The sequence below is a fragment of the Marinobacter sp. VGCF2001 genome, assembly GCF_049943275.1.
Classification (GTDB): Bacteria; Pseudomonadota; Gammaproteobacteria; order Pseudomonadales; family Oleiphilaceae; genus Marinobacter.
The window spans coordinates 1-15,323 of sequence record NZ_JBNFVX010000017.1 but is presented as its reverse complement, the minus strand read 5'-3'; the positions used below and the strand labels follow the sequence as shown (position 1 = coordinate 15,323).

The window sequence follows — 15,323 nt, the reverse complement described above, 5'->3', positions numbered from 1 at the left end:
CGGGATCCGGGAACGGCGTGATTTTACCGGTTAAGGGCCGCCATTGCCATGATCAGCAAATAAGCGGCTTCTCATACTGGCGAATCAGGAAGCCAATCAGGGCATCCTCGTCCAACGGATAGCTGAACAGATTACCCTGACACTGGGCGCATCCTGCCGACTTGAGGAACGTAAGCTGCTGCATGGTTTCCACCCCTTCCGCCACGACGGTCAGGTGCAGCTTGTGGGCCAGGGCAATAACGGCGGAGGCGACATCGGTGGCACTGACATTGTAGGGAATGTCGCGAATGAACCGATGATCAATCTTGATCACATCCAGCGGTAACTGCTGCAGCGCCACCAGCGAACAAGAGCCGGTGCCGAAATCATCCAGAATCAGGCACACTCCGAGATCATTGAGCGACACCAGCAACTCACGGAGCATTCTCGGGTCTTCGTTGAGCAGTTCTGCCGGCATTTCCAGCTCCAGGCGCTCGGGGGCGACACCGGTTTCAGTGATCACCCGCCGAATCATATCCAGAAAACCGGAATCGGTCAGCTGCCGAACCGAGAAGTTGACCGCCATTTTCAGCGATTCGAACCCCGCCCGCTCAAGCGCCTGAACCTGAATACAGGCCTGGCGCAACGCCAGCTCCCCAAGGCGCACAATCAACCCGGTTTCCTCCGCCAGGGTGATAAACTGCTGGGCCGAGACCAACCCCTTTTCCGGATGATGCCAGCGCAGAAAGGCCTCGACACCGATAACCCGCTGGCTTGCCAGATCCACTTTCGGCTGGTAGTGCAGCACGAACCGGTCACCATCCAGCGCCGTATTCAGTTCCTCTTGCTGCAACAAACGCCGCGCAGCCTGAATGTTCATGGCCGGCGTGAAGAATTGATAGGTATTTCGCCCCAACTCCTTGGCGCGATACATAGCGAGGTCGGCATATTTCATCAGCGCCCCCGGATCTTCGCTGTCATGGGGAACCATGGTGATGCCAATGCTGACCGTTACTCCCACGTCATGGTCGTTCAGGCGAATCCGCTGGCACAGGCGCCTGAGAATGTTTTCCGCAACCTTGCCCGCCGCCTCCGAACCGCTGATCCGGGACAACAGCACCACAAATTCGTCGCCCCCCAGGCGAGCGACCGAGTCTTCCTCCCGGACACAGCCTTCAAGCCAGTGCGCCACCTGCCGCAATAATTCATCGCCGGCATCGTGGCCAAGCGTATCGTTGATACGTTTGAAACCGTCGAGATCCAGAAACATCAACGCAGCAGCTTCGCCACTGCGACGACTGCGGCGAATAACATGATTGAGCCGGTCACGAAATAGCTGGCGGTTGGCCAGCCCGGTGAGCGGATCATAGAACGCCAGGCGATGCAGCTCGGACTGTGCAGCCTTGAGCTGCGTCAGGTCACGCAGGCTCAGAACCACGCCGTCGACCCCGGGAACCGAGAGCATGGAGGTAAAGGTACCCTCCATATCGCGCCACTGGCCGTGGGCGTCTCTCACGCGAGCCCGTATTACCGGCATCTGCTTGCCCGGCGCAGCCATTGCCTCCTCAAAACCCTGCCGCAAGTGCGGCCAGTCGTCGAGATTCACCAGCTCCCTGAATTTCAGCGATTCCACCTTGTCCGGATCAAATCCGAGGATATCCCGGCAGGAGGGGCTGGCGTAAAACGGGTTCCCCTGACCATCCATAACCAGGGTCACATTGGCGGCGCCCTCGGTAATGGCACGGTATCGTCCGGCGCTGACCTGGGCAATCAGCCGCGACCGGATAAGCGCCATCACAAACAGCCCCAGCAACACACTGATGGCCAAACCGGAGCCCAGTACGATAGGCGGTCTTGGATCAGCCGCCAGATAATCAAAGGCCGGTGTGGAGCGCGTCTGCAGCAGCCATTTCCGGCCGCCGTGGCTGATGCTCTGGCTCATCTGAAAACTGAACTCGTTGTCCAGCGAGCCCAGATTCGAGCCGTACATCAGCGCATCACGGGCAACAACGCCGCTGTCGTAGATGCGCACATCGAGAAACGGCGAGATCAGCCCGACAATGCCATCGAGCAGGTTATTCATCCGGAATGCACTGAAGACATAACCCGCCAGCATCATTCGCCGCTCGGCTCTCAGCTCCGGAATCTCCCCCCCTTGATAGACCGGGTAATACATCAGAAACCCGGCCTGATCCTCGGCGACGGATTCCTGCACAAGCACGACCTTTCCGGTAACCGTTGGCCGCGCCTCGTCCCTGGCCTGAGCCATTGCCGTGCGATGAACGGGATCACTAAAGGCGTTGTAACCAAGCGCCTTGCGATTGCGCTCGGTACCCGGCTCCAGGTACATCATGGGGTAATAGTCCGGCCCGGCCCCCAGGGGTTTGACCAGATAATGATACAGCCCCTCAGCCCTCACCGACGCTATATGGTCCGCCATATCCCGCACGCCGATGCGCTTGACATAGCCAATGCCTTCAATGCCGGGGTAGTAACGATTGATATCAACGTTATCAACATAATCCTGCCACTGGTCACGGGTTACCTCGCCGGTTACTGCAAACAGGCCGGCACTACCGGCCAGCACTTGCTCGTAATTAAGCAGACGCTCTTCAATTGCCGTTTTCAACTGCAGGGACTGGGTCCGGAAACGGGCCTCGGTTCTGTCCTCCACCAACCGTATGGAGAGCTGCCATAGCAGGACCGTGGCAACAACCGATACCAGGAAAACCACCCAGGCTATCCAGGAATTGCGGAGTTTCAGAAGCTGACGGAGGGGAAGATCCTTTTTGATTATCATCGTGTTCGGTCCGTTCCGTGACCCGGTTTATTGTTAATGGCGGCGAGTATAACAAAAGCCCCCGAACGTGTCGTGGCACGCCGGGGGCTCTGGCTGGTCACGTCTGCAGGGTTGGATCAGGGCTTCATGACCAGGTATATCGCCCGCCCCTGCCTGACAATCCGCACGGAAACCGCACGATTCTCGGGCAGATCACGAACCACGGCCCTGAAATCCTGCACCGACCGCACTTGCTCACGGTTGATCTCGGTAATGATATCCCGAGCGCGAATACCGGCCTTGAATGCCGGGCCACGCTCGATCTGGGTGACCACAACGCCACCTTCAATTCCAACCGAGCGCGCAGTCTCCGGCGGCAGCGGGTCTACAGAGAGGCCAAGGGGCGCTCCTGCATTGTTATCACCATGGCCGGAGGCTGGCTGGGCGGAGTCGGCACTATCATCGGGCAGTTTGCCAATTTCTATATCCAGCGATATTTCATCTCCACCGCGCAGAACGGTCAGGCGTGCCGATTCACCCACCGGTGTACGCCCTACCATCGGTGGCAGGTCAGAGGACAGCTCCACGTCTTCGCCATTGAACTCCAGCACAATATCGCCTGATTCCAGGCCACCCTGTTCGGCAGGAGAGTCTTGCATCACCTCGGCAATCAGTGCGCCCCGAGGGCGGCGTAACCCGAAGCTTTCAGCCAGATCACGGTTGACCTCCTGGATCAACACACCCAACCAGCCTCGAGCCACTGTGCCTTTGTCCCGGAGCTGGCGAAACACGTTCATGGCATCATCAATCGGTATCGCAAAAGACACGCCCATGAAACCACCGGAGCGGGTGTAAATCTGGGAATTGATACCAACGACTTCGCCTTCCAGGTTAAACAGCGGGCCACCGGAATTCCCCGGATTAATAGCCACATCGGTCTGGATAAACGGCACGTAGTTTTCAGAGGGCAATGAACGCCCCAGGGCGCTGACGATACCGGCCGTCACCGTGTAGTCGAAACCGAACGGAGACCCGATGGCAAATACCCATTCACCGACTTCCAGATTACGGGAACGGCCAACACTGACAACCGGAAGGTCTTCACCATTCTCGATTTTCAGAACCGCCATATCGGAACGAGGATCGGTTCCCACGATGGTGGCAGAAAATTCACGGCGGTCGTTCAGGCGCACAATCACTTCGTCGGCGTCTTCAACAACATGGTTGTTTGTGAGTACATAACCGTCGGCCGACACAATGAAACCGGAGCCCATACTTCTTCGAGGCTCCTGAGGACGTGGCGAACCACCGAACGGAGACTGGGGGCCCCGGAAAAAATCCTGGAGGAAGGGGGGCAGCTGCTCCAGCTGCCGTTCGTCGAATGGCAGCCCGTGGAAACCGGAGCCCTGTTTGCCGGGGGCCGTTGTGGTGCTGATATTGACCACCGCATCCGAGTTTTCCCGCACCAGTTCAGTGAAGTCCGGCAACCCACTGGCCGCAACACTCTGGCTCCAGAAAACGGACACCATAGCGGCCAGCATCAGCCATATACCCAGAACAGCCGCAGGCCTCAAGGCAGCGGGCAGTTGGGCAATCTCTGTCTTTTTGTCCGACATATAGAATCCCCTGATTTTACTTGCGTTCACCGATGCATTCTGAGGCTGGAGCCTGTTTTTTCAACTTAAAAAACGGTAGGGATCACGGACATGTCGAGACGGCAATCGTGCTTACCCGCACCAGATGCGGCCGGTAACGATCGCCAAGCCCGGATTGCCACCGCCGAACCAGCCAGAAACCAAGGCCCAAACCCGCACCGGCCCCACCAATCGCCGCGAGATCTGAACCGGCACTACCACTGTGGGCCAACACACTGCCAAGCACCATCAACAATAGCGGCAGCCCATAAACCACGAGCGAGGCACTCAATAATGACTGCTCATCCAACCCGATGACCACCTCGTCGCCAACCTGCGCCCCAATGCTGTTCTCAACCAGCACCTGGTTGGCGCGCCCGCCAGACGCAGCTGCCAGCACCCGCTGACCGCAGCCAGCGCGGGCCGAACAGCTCTGGCAGGCACTGGTACGGATCGTCTGCACCCAGGCCTGCGCTCCGGTTACAGCGATCACGGATCCTGTTTCAGTGATCATGGCGGGACAACTCCACAACAAACTCATCGTTTACGCTGACCGCATCGGCCACCTTGCGAGCCGTGCCCGGCGGAATCTCACCGACCACCGCTACCAGAAATGGGCGATCGGCCACGGTCACTTCACGCATATAGACCGTTGTCGCCCCGATCCGAGATGCGCCCGTCGGCATTTTCAAACGTCCGACCGGCTCAACAAACACGGAAAAAGCCGCCAGGCCATCAGAGAACGCCACCGCCTTGCCACTACCGGACCTCGGCGCAGCCGCCGGCACAAACCCTTCGGGCTGCCATTCCAGGTTCCAGCCGCTCATGCGGCCCAGCCCGGAACTCTCCTGCTGATCGCTTCCCAATGTGCGCGTGATCTCGCGGCCGCGACTGCGCACCTCCAGCTCCGCATCGGATATGTCGTCGGTAATCTCCAGATCTGTGAACTGGAATTGCTCCAACACCTCGCCACTCACATCGCGAACCTGGCTTTTCACCAGTAATCCGGTACCTTTCTCAAGCCATAGCCGATGGCTGTAGCGGTTGTCATCCCTGGCGTCCAGTGCCACGATCACAACGTCATAGCCGGCCACTCGATCATCACCCGCCAGTGCCGGCCGATACCAGCGGCCAAAAGGCATCAACTGGCTGGTAAAAGCCTCGGCAAAGGGGCCGGAGGGAATAACCTGGTCCAGCCTGATCTTGCCCTGGTCCGGGAGAACACAAACCACGTTCATGCCTTTGCGAACGATCTCGCCGCTACCGCCGTCCTGCATCACCAACCGCTCTTCGACCCGCCCGTTCCGATAACGGTGCGCTATGCGCATGGAGTGCACCCGGTCACCCCGGGCGTACACAAACACGCCCCGATAAGAGGTCATATTCAGCGCCGGGCCCAGTCGCTCCAGCCAGGCTATTGCGGAATCCGCCTCCGGCGCCTGCGTTTCCGTAACCGGCCCGCCCGAATCGGCACGAACCGGCCCGCCCAACAGACAAAGCAGCGACAGCAGCACACCGGTTAACCGGCACCTCAATCGAATGGCTACCTGGCTGCTCATAATCTCCGCTCCCGGCTCAATAGTTACCTGTGGCGGTGGCCAGGCGGGCATACCCAACCGAGCCCCGCCCTGCACCAACACTGCTGTGCTGGGCATGCTCCAGCAAATACTGGCGCATTTGCCGCAGCTGTTCTTCATCCAGCCTTTGCAGCGCCACTTCCTCCACCACAGGCGAAGTCGGCGCCACATTGCCAGCCAGCTCAGGCGCCGGCGCGGTAATCCGGGTGTCCCAGCCGGCACCGGCCCCAAAGCCCACAATCAGCGCCATAAACACCATGGCCGCTACCGGCCAGCGCCAAACAGACACTCTGGGCGCTACCGCGGGTGACGCCGGCGGTTCAACGCGCCCATGGCCATCCAGAGCTTCACGCACGGCGCCGGCGACATCGATACCATCAGCAGGGCCATGCTGTTCATGCATCAGATCACGAACCTGCTGCCATCGCTGCCACTGGCTTCGCACATCCTGCTGGCTGCCATGGGATAACAAGCGGCGCACGGACAGCTCATCGGCTTCGTCATCCATCATCGAGGACAGGGTTTCTCTGAGACGCTCATCCATCGGATGCAACCTCATTTACATTTCTGAATGATCAAGAAGCGGTCCCAGGTGGCGGTCCACCGAGTCCCGCGCACGGAAAATTCTTGAACGTACGGTGCCGATCGGGCACTCGAGTATCCGGGCGATATCTTCATAGCTCAGGCCATCGTACTCCCTGAGCAGAAACGCCGACCGCAACTCCTCCGGCAGGCTGGCAATCGCCTGCGCCAGAGCTTTCTGCAATTGCTCGCGCTGAAGCAATCGCTCCGGTGACGCCGGGTCACGAAGCCGCCCACCATCATCGAAGTTTTCCGCCTCGCCGACATCGGCCGACCCCTGGGGCCTGCGGCCGCGCGCCTCGAGGAAGTTCTTGGCGGTGTTGACGGCAATTCGGTATAACCAGGTATAAAACGCGCTGTCACCCCGGAAACGGTCAATCGCCCGATAAGCCTTAACAAAGCTTTCCTGGGTCAGATCCATGACTTCCTGGCTATCGTAAACGTAGCGGCTGATGATCGACGCAACCCGGGACTGATACTTCACAACCAGCAAATCGAAAGCCGCGCGGTCTCCGTTGCGGACCTTGCGAACCAATTGCAGATCCGTCTGGCTGTCGGTCTGCTCTCCGGATTTCCAGTCATTGTCAGGTGTCATGGACGAAACAACAGAAGGTCCTGGTTTGGAAGCCGGTAATCTGGCGTCTTTGCGAGTGGCTTGAGTCATTGGGCTGTTTCCGCGTTCGTTCATTAACCCGTCAGGCAGACCATGTCCGGCTGGCCGGGTTACCCGTTCGCCCAAATAGACAGCAAGCGTAAAGTTTAGTTCAATACAGGTCCACATTATGGCCCGCGACGACGATTCAATGCCACAGTCCTACGAATACGATGTTCTGATCATCGGCAGCGGTGCTGCCGGCCTTACCGTTGCACTGAATCTGCCAACACATTTACGGGTTTGCGTCATCAGCAAAGCCGATATCAGTTCCGGCGCCACGCTCTGGGCTCAGGGCGGCATTGCTGCGGTTCTGGACGATGCGGATTCGGTGGAAAACCACATCCAGGACACACTCAACGCGGGTGGCGGCCTGTGCCACGAGAACTCGGTGCGATTCACGGTTGAGCACAGCAAAGCCAGCATCAAGTGGCTGATTGACTCCGGTGTAAAATTCACTCGCCAGGAGGATGGCGAGGATTATCACCTTACCCGCGAGGGAGGCCACAGCCACCGCCGGATCATTCACGCGGCCGATGCGACCGGTCATGCCGTCTCGACCACCCTGGCGAGCCAGGCGAAAGCACAAGCCAATATCGATCTGAAAGCGGGTCGGGTCGCGGTCGATCTGATTACCAACCGGAAACTGGCCCTACCAGGAAACCGCTGCGTTGGCGCCTATATTCTGAACCTTGAAGACAATCACGTGGAGCTGTTCAGTGCTCGCTTCACGGTGATCGCCACCGGTGGTGCATCCAAGGCCTATCGTTACACCACCAACCCTGATGGCGCCTCCGGCGACGGTATCGCCATGGCATGGCGCGCCGGGTGTCGCGTCGCAAATATGGAATTCAATCAGTTCCACCCAACGTGCCTGTATCATCCGCACGCCAAGTCCTTCCTGATTACCGAAGCGGTCAGGGGTGAAGGGGGTGTACTCAGGCTCCCGGATGGCAGCCGTTTCATGGACCGGTTCGACGACCGGGCGGAACTGGCGCCCCGGGACATCGTGGCACGGGCCATTGACCATGAGATGAAGCGCCTGGGGGCGGACCACCTGTACCTGGACATCAGCCACAAGCCGGCCGATTTCATCAAACAGCACTTTCCGACCATATACGAGAAGTGCCTGGCGTTTGGCATCGATATCACCCGCGAGCCGATTCCGGTGGTCCCGGCTGCACACTACACCTGCGGCGGTATTGTCAGCGATGAGCGGGCCCGGACCGATGTCAACCAGCTGTATGTCGTTGGTGAGGCGGCATTTACCGGGCTGCACGGAGCTAACCGCATGGCCAGCAATTCACTGCTGGAATGCCTTGTATACGGCCGTGCCGCGGCCCAGGATATCGCCCGGCGCGAAGCCGATATTCCACCGCCGCCGTCCGCTCCGGACTGGGACGAAAGCCAGGTACGGGATTCCGATGAAGACGTGATAATCTCCCACAATTGGGATGAACTGCGGCACTTCATGTGGGATTACGTCGGCATTGTCCGGACCACCAAACGTCTGCAGCGGGCGAAACACCGGGTTGACCTGCTGTCCCGTGAAATCAGTGAGTTCTACAGCAACTATCGGGTCTCCAACGATCTGATTGAACTGCGAAATCTGGTCACAGTTTCCGACCTCATCATCTGTTCGGCACTACAGCGCAAGGAAAGCCGGGGGCTACATTACACGCTGGATTATCCGGGGCCGCTCAACGATCCCCGGGATACCGTACTGGTGCCGACAACCTACCGGACCCCGTCTCCCTGAGGCTGGGCACTTTTCGTTTTCCAAAGGCAGAATCCGTTATGTCCGAAACCAATACTTCCGAGGCACACACTGAATTTCATCGCCTGTGGTGGCACAGCCGCCGCGGTATGCTGGAGCTGGATGTGCTCCTGCTACCCTTCCTGGAAGAAGCCTACCGGGATCTGGCTCCGGAAGATCAGGCCCGTTACCAGAAACTGCTGAGTTGCGAGGACACCGATATGTTCGAATGGTTTATGCAGCGCAGCAAGCCGGAGGATCCGGACCTTCGCCAGATCGTTGACATGATCCTGAACCGTGTCCAACCCGATTGAACTGACACTGTCGCCATCCCGAACGGCCGGCTGGCTTGCCGGCCTGCCCTCCCTGGGGCTCTCCGTCGTTCTTCTGGGCGTCGGCTCGTGCATCACTCCCTGGGCCTTTGCCCTGTTACCGGCATCCCTGCTCCTGAGCTGGCAGGATTTCCGTCGTTGCGGCCAGCTGCGCGGGGCCAACGCCATCGTCAGCATCAGAACATCAGACAAACACCTGCACTGCAAACTGGCAGACGGCAGCGAACTCCTGGCTCGGGTCAGCGGATGCAGCATTCTGGGCGCCGCCCTCCTGGCCTTGAAAGTTCAGTCCGTCGACACCAGATCAAGAACCACAACAACGATTCTGTTCAGCTTTCCCCGGCTGTATCAGGGCAATGTTCCCGAACAGGCATTCCGGCGGCTGCGAGTTTGGCTCGTGGCTGGGCCGGCGGCCATCTCACGATGAACCACCCGACGCTATCCGGAGTTTTCGATGACCAATGCCGATACGCCCGCCCAGCCTCCCCTCAATGGCTGGGCCCGTCTGACCGACCGTGTTATGGCTCGCATCAGCGGGCCGGGCACAGACAAATTTGTTCAGGGCCAGTTCAGCCAGAACGTTGACGAGGTCACCCCAACCTGTTCCCTGCGAGCCGCTGCGTGCACACCGAAAGGCAGGGCCTACTGCCTCACCCGACTGGTGAGAGACGGAGACGACCTTCTGCTTTGCTTCGATCGGGCGTTTGCCGAAGAGACCATACGGCATCTGAACAAATACCTGATGCTGTTCCGCGGCACCACACTCGAGCAGCTCGATTCAGGCCGCATTCTGGGCCTGGTCGGCGTTGACACCGCCACGGAAATTGCCGGGCCAGCGGCCGGAGATCTCACTGCCCCGGGACAGGTCGCGCGCACCGGCGATGGTTTTCTGATTCGGGTGGAAGATGATAGCGATCACAAAGCCCGCTTCGAATTCTGGCAATCCAATGCCACCGAGACATCGCCTGCTGGCCGCGAACTGCCGCTGCAAGCCTGGCACGCGACGGAAATCAGTGCCGGCGTACCCTGGTTATCCGCCCGCACCAAAGAGGCTTACGTGCCGCAAATGCTTAACCTACAGCATTTACAGGGCATTCACTTCAAGAAAGGCTGTTACACCGGGCAGGAAGTCATCGCCCGAATGCACTTCCTGGGGCAGCTGAAGAAAAGCCTGTACCGGCTTGCATTCGCAGACTGCGACTTTGTGCCGGAAGCCGGCACCCGACTGATGTCTGGCACCCGTGCGGTGGGGGAAGTGGTGAATGCGGTGGCGAGCGCCGACCGGAGCGGAGAGCTGCTGGCCGTCATTCGACACGACGCGGCCGCAGCACCCCTGGCCCTTGAGGGTTATGAACAGGGCCGCCTGACGGTTCTTACGCTGCCATATCCGGTCCCGGAAAGGGAGCAAGCGGACACAGCGGATACATAAGTTGACAGGAAATACCGGAAAAATTTGCTATAAATTAAAATACATACCGGACTCTGCCCCCTGTACGGGGCACCGCCAGACAAGTGGAAACTAACTGAACATGGCCAATATTGTTGAAACCATCAAGTCTGACCTGACGGCTGCGATTGAAAACGACAAGCTGGTACTCCCCACTCTGCCGGAAGTCGCACTTCAGGTAAGAGAGATTGCCGAATCTGAAGACTCCGCGATTGCCGACCTGGTGAAAGTGATCAGCAACGACACTGCACTGTCGGCCCGGATCATCCGGGTATGCAACAGCCCACTGTTTCGTGGCAGTCGAGCCATTGAAAACCTGAACATGGCAGTAAGTCGCCTGGGTATGGCGTACACCAGCAACCTGGCCATGGGGCTGGCCATGGAGCAGATGTTCCAGGCCACCTCAGACATGATCGACAAGCGCCTGCGGGCAACCTGGCAGACGAGCACCGAGGTAGCCGGCATCTGTCACGTGCTGGCGCAACATTACAGCCGCCTCAAGGCGGATCAGGCAACACTGGCCGGCCTGGTACACCTGATCGGTATTTTGCCGATTCTGCGCTACGTAGAAGATCAGGACATCCAGATCAGCAGCATCATGCTGGATAACATCATCGATGAGCTGCACCCGCGCATCGGATCCCGGATCCTGAAGAAGTGGGATTTCCCGAAAGAGCTACAGAATGTGCCTCTGGAATACGCCAACTTCCAGCGCGAGGTGCCTGCAGCGGATTACGTGGATCTGGTGATGGTGGCGAACCTGCAACTGGTCGCCGGGACGGAGCATCCGTGGACCGAGATTGACTGGACCACAATTTCTGCCTTCGATCGCCTGGGGCTGGACCCCAATATCGATATGAGCGAAGAGGAAGACCTCAACGCCCAGATGGAAGCGGCCATGGCGTTGCTTCAGTAACCTCTCCGGAGCCTGGTGTGCGGCCTTCCGGCAGCATCAGGCCCCGTTCTTGCCATAACGCTCGACCAGGGCGGCCTTACTTGGCAATGCCCAATCCACCGCCGGCCGTCCCTGCTTCTGTAGCCAGTCATTGGCTTTTGAGAAATGCTGGCAACCGAAAAAACCGCGGTAAGCACTCAGGGGTGAGGGGTGCGGCCCTTCCAGAACCAGGTGGCGGGCCCGGTCAATGTGCTGGCCTTTTTTCTTCGCGTAACTCCCCCACAACATAAACACCACGTTGTGCCGTTCGCGGTTGATCACCTCAATCACTCTGTCGGTAAACGTTTCCCACCCTTTGCCCCGATGAGCTCCGGCATTGCCCTGCTCAACCGTGAGGACGCTGTTGAGCAACAGCACGCCCTGCTCCGCCCAGGGCTGCAAGCAGCCGTGATCCGGCGCATCAACCCCCAGATCGGCTTTGATTTCCTTGAAGATGTTCACCAGTGACGGCGGCACAGGAATCTGCGGGCGAACCGAAAAGCAAAGGCCATGGGCCTGACCGGGCCCGTGATAGGGGTCCTGACCAAGAATCACCACGTTTACATTGGCCAATGGCGTGCTGTTCAGGGCGTTAAAGCAGTCTGAGCTGGGCGGGAACAGAATCTTGCCAGCCTGTTCCTCCGCCGCCAGAAATTCAGCCAACTGCCTCATGTAAGGCTGGCGGAGTTCTTCCGCCAGCCACTCATCCCAGCCACAACCAGGCTTCAGCTCCTGAGCCAGCGCCTCAACCGGATGCACGGGCTTACTCGCTGTCCGACTTCTGCTCGGCCTTGTGTTCGGGACGCATGGCCGGGAACAGGATTACATCGCGAATGGATGGCGAATCGGTCAGCAGCATGGCCAGACGGTCAATACCAATGCCTTCACCGGCCGTTGGCGGCAAACCATATTCCAACGCCATGACATAGTCATCGTCATAGAACATGGCCTCGTCATCACCGGCGTCTTTCTCAGCCACCTGGGCCTGGAAACGCTCCGCCTGATCCTCGGCATCATTCAGCTCTGAGAAGCCGTTGGCAATCTCGCGACCGCCAACAAAGAACTCGAAACGCTCGGTTACGAACGGGTCACTATCCTTGCACCGGGCCAGGGGCGACACTTCTTTCGGATACTCGGTAATGAAGGTGGGCTGGGTCAGGCGATGCTCTGCCGTGGCCTCGAATATTTCGATCTGCACCTTGCCCAGGCCCCAGATGTCTTTCACCTGGATACCGAGGTTTTTCGCCACCTCGCGCGCACTGGTATCATCAGCCAACTGCTCACGGGTGATGTCAGGGTTGTAGCGCAAAATAGCATCGACAACGGTCAGGCGCTCAAAGGGCTTGCCAAAATCGTACTCTACCGTCTCTTCGCTGCCATCCTTGAGTACCCGGGTGTTGGTCACAACCGTGCTACCCAGCACTTTCCGGGTGATCGTGCGCAACATATCCTCGGTCAGGTCCATCAGATCGTTGTAATCGGCGTACGCCTGATAGAATTCGACCATGGTGAATTCCGGATTGTGCCGGGTCGACAGCCCTTCGTTCCGGAAATTGCGGTTGATTTCAAACACGCGCTCAAAACCACCCACAACCAGCCGTTTCAGGAACAGTTCCGGGGCAATACGCAAATACATATCAATGCCCAGGGCATTGTGGTGAGTGACGAACGGACGGGCCGTGGCGCCACCGGGGATCACCTGCAACATGGGGGTTTCCACCTCCATGAAGTCACGCTCGGTGAAGTACTGGCGCATGGTGTTGATAATTTTCGAACGGGCATGGAACACGCGGCGGCTGTCTTCGTTCACCATCAGGTCGACATAGCGATGCCGGTAGCGGGCTTCGGTATCGGTCAGGCCCTTGTGCTTCTCCGGCAGCGGGCGCAGCGACTTGGTAAGCAACACATATTCTTCCATGGTCACATACAGGTCACCCTTGCCGGATTTGGACAAGGTCCCTCGCACGCCAATGATGTCGCCAAGATCCCAGTGCTTGGTGTCTTTCTGGACGTCTTTGGAGGCATAGACCTGAATCCGGCCGGTCATGTCCTGAACCACCTTGAAGGCTTTGCGATCCAGCATCATACGGCCGGAGATCGCCACCTTGATACCCAGCTGCTCCAGCTCTTCCTTCGATTTATCACCATACTCGGCCTGCAACTGGGCAGCGGTGGCATCGCGACGGAAGTTGTTCGGAAACGGATTGCCCTGCTCGCGCAGCGCAGCCAGCTTGGCGCGGCGCTCGGCAATCAGCTTGTTGTCCTCTTGCTGTGCGGCGTTCTGGGTCTGTTCAGTCATGTTGGCTCACTAAAGAAGTCGGAATGGTCCGGTTTGGTTTCAAGGGCGCCGGTTACAGCGCCATCTTCAGACTGGCTTCAATAAACTTGTCGATGTCGCCATCCAGCACCGATTGGGTGTTGCTGGTTTCCACCTTGGTGCGCAGGTCCTTGATACGGCTGTCGTCCAGCACGTAGGAGCGGATCTGGCTACCCCAGCCGATGTCAGACTTGGAGTCTTCGGCTTTCTGTTTCTCTTCATTGCGCTTCTGCATTTCCAGTTCAAAGAGCTTGGCCTTGAGCTGCTTCATGGCCTGGTCTTTGTTCTGGTGCTGGCTTCGGCCGGCCTGACAGGCAACCACGATGCCCGTGGGGTTGTGGGTCAGTCGCACCGCGGATTCGGTCCGGTTTACGTGCTGACCACCAGCACCGGAAGCGCGGTACACATCGACACGCAGATCCGCCGGGTTGATTTCGATTTCGAAGCTGTCGTCCACTTCCGGTGATACGAACACGGAAGAGAACGAGGTGTGACGGCGGTTTCCGGAATCGAACGGGGATTTACGGACCAGTCGATGAACCCCGGTTTCAGTGCGCAGCCAGCCGTAGGCGTAGTCACCCTGGATATGGATGGTGGCACTTTTGATGCCGGCTACATCCCCTTCCTGCAGTTCGACGATTTCGGCCTTGAAGCCGCGGCGTTCTGCCCAGCGCAGGTACATCCGCAGGAGCATATTGCCCCAATCCTGAGCCTCAGTACCACCAGACCCGGCCTGGATATCCAGGTAGGCATTATTGGCGTCCATTTCACCGGAGAACATACGGCGGAACTCGAGCTTTTCCAGCTCCTTGTCCAGCCCCTCCAGATCGGCTTCGATTTCCTGGACGGTACCTTCATCGTCCTCTTCCACCGCCATGTCGAGCAGGCTTTCTGCGTCGGCCAGGCCGCTGGTGAGGTTGTCGATGGTTTTGACAATCAGCTCAAGGTCGGAGCGCTCTTTGCCCAGTGCCTGGGCCCGATCGGGATCGTCCCAGACAGTGGGTTGTTCGAGTTCGCGTTCGACTTCGGTCAGGCGTTCATTGCGCTGATCATAGTCAAAGATACCCCCTCAGCGCGTCGGTGCGCTCGCGAAGCTCTTTGATCTTCGTCACTATGGGATTAATTTCCATGAAATCGTGTCTCGCGTTGGAAAATGATGCGATAAAAACAGAGGGCGGATTCTACCGGAATTTACGGTGCAAATCAGCAGGGGGAATGTACGCAGCATTCGGGCCCAGGCCTCTGGCTTTGGTGCAAGCACAGGGTGGGTGGTGGCCCTTCCGGGAGACGCTGTAAATACTTCCCTGTACGCTTAGCGAAAACATCCCTGTTTT

The 15,323-nt window shown here is 58.6% G+C and carries 14 protein-coding genes; 5 read left to right on the top strand and 9 right to left on the bottom strand.

The features are described 5' to 3' along the window. Positions 1 to 52: 52 nt before the first annotated feature. The 6 genes from ACP2AU_RS14285 to rpoE form a co-directional block, all read right to left on the bottom strand. On the bottom strand, positions 53 to 2,779 hold the full coding sequence (locus ACP2AU_RS14285; protein ID WP_426376876.1) for a bifunctional diguanylate cyclase/phosphodiesterase: 2,727 nt from the start codon (positions 2,777 to 2,779) through the stop codon (positions 53 to 55). Between the two features lie 116 nt (positions 2,780 to 2,895). Further along, a complete protein-coding gene (locus ACP2AU_RS14280; RefSeq protein ID WP_426376942.1) occupies positions 2,896 to 4,299 on the bottom strand; it encodes a DegQ family serine endoprotease in 1,404 nt (467 codons plus the stop codon). Positions 4,300 to 4,456: 157 nt separating this feature from the next. Then, positions 4,457 to 4,906: a SoxR reducing system RseC family protein gene (locus ACP2AU_RS14275; RefSeq protein WP_426376875.1), complete on the bottom strand. Its 450-nt coding sequence runs from the start codon at positions 4,904 to 4,906 to the stop codon at positions 4,457 to 4,459. After that, on the bottom strand, positions 4,896 to 5,951 hold the full coding sequence (locus ACP2AU_RS14270) for a MucB/RseB C-terminal domain-containing protein (RefSeq protein ID WP_426376874.1): 1,056 nt from the start codon (positions 5,949 to 5,951) through the stop codon (positions 4,896 to 4,898). Before ACP2AU_RS14270 ends, ACP2AU_RS14275 begins: the two co-directional genes overlap by 11 nt. 16 nt (positions 5,952 to 5,967) lie before the next feature. Then, positions 5,968 to 6,513, bottom strand: a complete 546-nt coding sequence (locus ACP2AU_RS14265; protein WP_426376941.1) for a sigma-E factor negative regulatory protein — start codon at positions 6,511 to 6,513, stop codon at positions 5,968 to 5,970. A 15-nt stretch (positions 6,514 to 6,528) separates the two neighbouring features. Then, the gene (gene rpoE / locus ACP2AU_RS14260; protein ID WP_426376940.1) at positions 6,529 to 7,146 is read right to left on the bottom strand and encodes an RNA polymerase sigma factor RpoE; all 618 of its coding nucleotides are present in this window, start codon (positions 7,144 to 7,146) and stop codon (positions 6,529 to 6,531) included. Between the two features lie 208 nt (positions 7,147 to 7,354). On the opposite strand from rpoE, the gene nadB reads away from it, so the two are divergent. From nadB to ACP2AU_RS14235, 5 genes are all read left to right on the top strand, one after another. After that, positions 7,355 to 8,962 (top strand): L-aspartate oxidase, encoded by a 1,608-nt coding sequence (gene nadB, locus ACP2AU_RS14255; protein WP_426376939.1) that lies wholly within the window; start codon positions 7,355 to 7,357, stop codon positions 8,960 to 8,962. 38 nt (positions 8,963 to 9,000) lie between these two features. Continuing rightward, positions 9,001 to 9,273, top strand: coding sequence for a succinate dehydrogenase assembly factor 2 (locus ACP2AU_RS14250; RefSeq protein ID WP_426376873.1), 273 nt, complete (start codon positions 9,001 to 9,003; stop codon positions 9,271 to 9,273). Beyond that, on the top strand, positions 9,257 to 9,718 hold the full coding sequence (locus ACP2AU_RS14245) for a hypothetical protein (RefSeq protein WP_426376872.1): 462 nt from the start codon (positions 9,257 to 9,259) through the stop codon (positions 9,716 to 9,718). The genes ACP2AU_RS14250 and ACP2AU_RS14245 overlap by 17 nt, the downstream gene beginning before the upstream one ends. Positions 9,719 to 9,745: 27 nt before the next feature. Next, on the top strand, positions 9,746 to 10,720 hold the full coding sequence (locus ACP2AU_RS14240) for a YgfZ/GcvT domain-containing protein (RefSeq protein WP_426376871.1): 975 nt from the start codon (positions 9,746 to 9,748) through the stop codon (positions 10,718 to 10,720). 100 nt (positions 10,721 to 10,820) lie between these two features. Beyond that, the gene (locus ACP2AU_RS14235; protein ID WP_426376870.1) at positions 10,821 to 11,654 is read left to right on the top strand and encodes an HDOD domain-containing protein; all 834 of its coding nucleotides are present in this window, start codon (positions 10,821 to 10,823) and stop codon (positions 11,652 to 11,654) included. Positions 11,655 to 11,690: 36 nt separating this feature from the next. Here the strand turns inward: ACP2AU_RS14235 and ung are convergent, their stop codons facing one another. From ung to prfB, 3 genes are all read right to left on the bottom strand, one after another. Next, the gene (gene ung, locus ACP2AU_RS14230; protein WP_426376869.1) at positions 11,691 to 12,431 is read right to left on the bottom strand and encodes a uracil-DNA glycosylase; all 741 of its coding nucleotides are present in this window, start codon (positions 12,429 to 12,431) and stop codon (positions 11,691 to 11,693) included. Between the two features lie 4 nt (positions 12,432 to 12,435). Beyond that, positions 12,436 to 13,971: a lysine--tRNA ligase gene (gene lysS / locus ACP2AU_RS14225; protein ID WP_426376868.1), complete on the bottom strand. Its 1,536-nt coding sequence runs from the start codon at positions 13,969 to 13,971 to the stop codon at positions 12,436 to 12,438. A 52-nt stretch (positions 13,972 to 14,023) separates the two neighbouring features. Next, a protein-coding gene (gene prfB / locus ACP2AU_RS14220; protein ID WP_426376867.1) for a peptide chain release factor 2 occupies positions 14,024 to 15,119 on the bottom strand; the annotation gives its coding sequence in 2 pieces (ribosomal slippage) (positions 14,024 to 15,046 and positions 15,048 to 15,119; 1,095 coding nt in all). Positions 15,120 to 15,323 lie beyond the last annotated feature (204 nt).

Coding starts and splice junctions, on each gene's coding strand:
- ACP2AU_RS14285 (WP_426376876.1), bottom strand. CDS start 2,779: ATGATAATCAAAAAGGATCTTCCCCTCCGTCAGCTTCTGAAACTCCGC.
- ACP2AU_RS14280 (WP_426376942.1), bottom strand. CDS start 4,299: ATGCTGGCCGCTATGGTGTCCGTTTTCTGGAGCCAGAGTGTTGCGGCC.
- ACP2AU_RS14275 (WP_426376875.1), bottom strand. CDS start 4,906: ATGATCACTGAAACAGGATCCGTGATCGCTGTAACCGGAGCGCAGGCC.
- ACP2AU_RS14270 (WP_426376874.1), bottom strand. CDS start 5,951: ATGAGCAGCCAGGTAGCCATTCGATTGAGGTGCCGGTTAACCGGTGTG.
- ACP2AU_RS14265 (WP_426376941.1), bottom strand. CDS start 6,513: ATGGATGAGCGTCTCAGAGAAACCCTGTCCTCGATGATGGATGACGAA.
- rpoE (WP_426376940.1), bottom strand. CDS start 7,146: ATGACACCTGACAATGACTGGAAATCCGGAGAGCAGACCGACAGCCAG.
- nadB (WP_426376939.1), top strand. CDS start 7,355: ATGCCACAGTCCTACGAATACGATGTTCTGATCATCGGCAGCGGTGCT.
- ACP2AU_RS14250 (WP_426376873.1), top strand. CDS start 9,001: ATGTCCGAAACCAATACTTCCGAGGCACACACTGAATTTCATCGCCTG.
- ACP2AU_RS14240 (WP_426376871.1), top strand. CDS start 9,746: ATGACCAATGCCGATACGCCCGCCCAGCCTCCCCTCAATGGCTGGGCC.
- ACP2AU_RS14235 (WP_426376870.1), top strand. CDS start 10,821: ATGGCCAATATTGTTGAAACCATCAAGTCTGACCTGACGGCTGCGATT.
- lysS (WP_426376868.1), bottom strand. CDS start 13,971: ATGACTGAACAGACCCAGAACGCCGCACAGCAAGAGGACAACAAGCTG.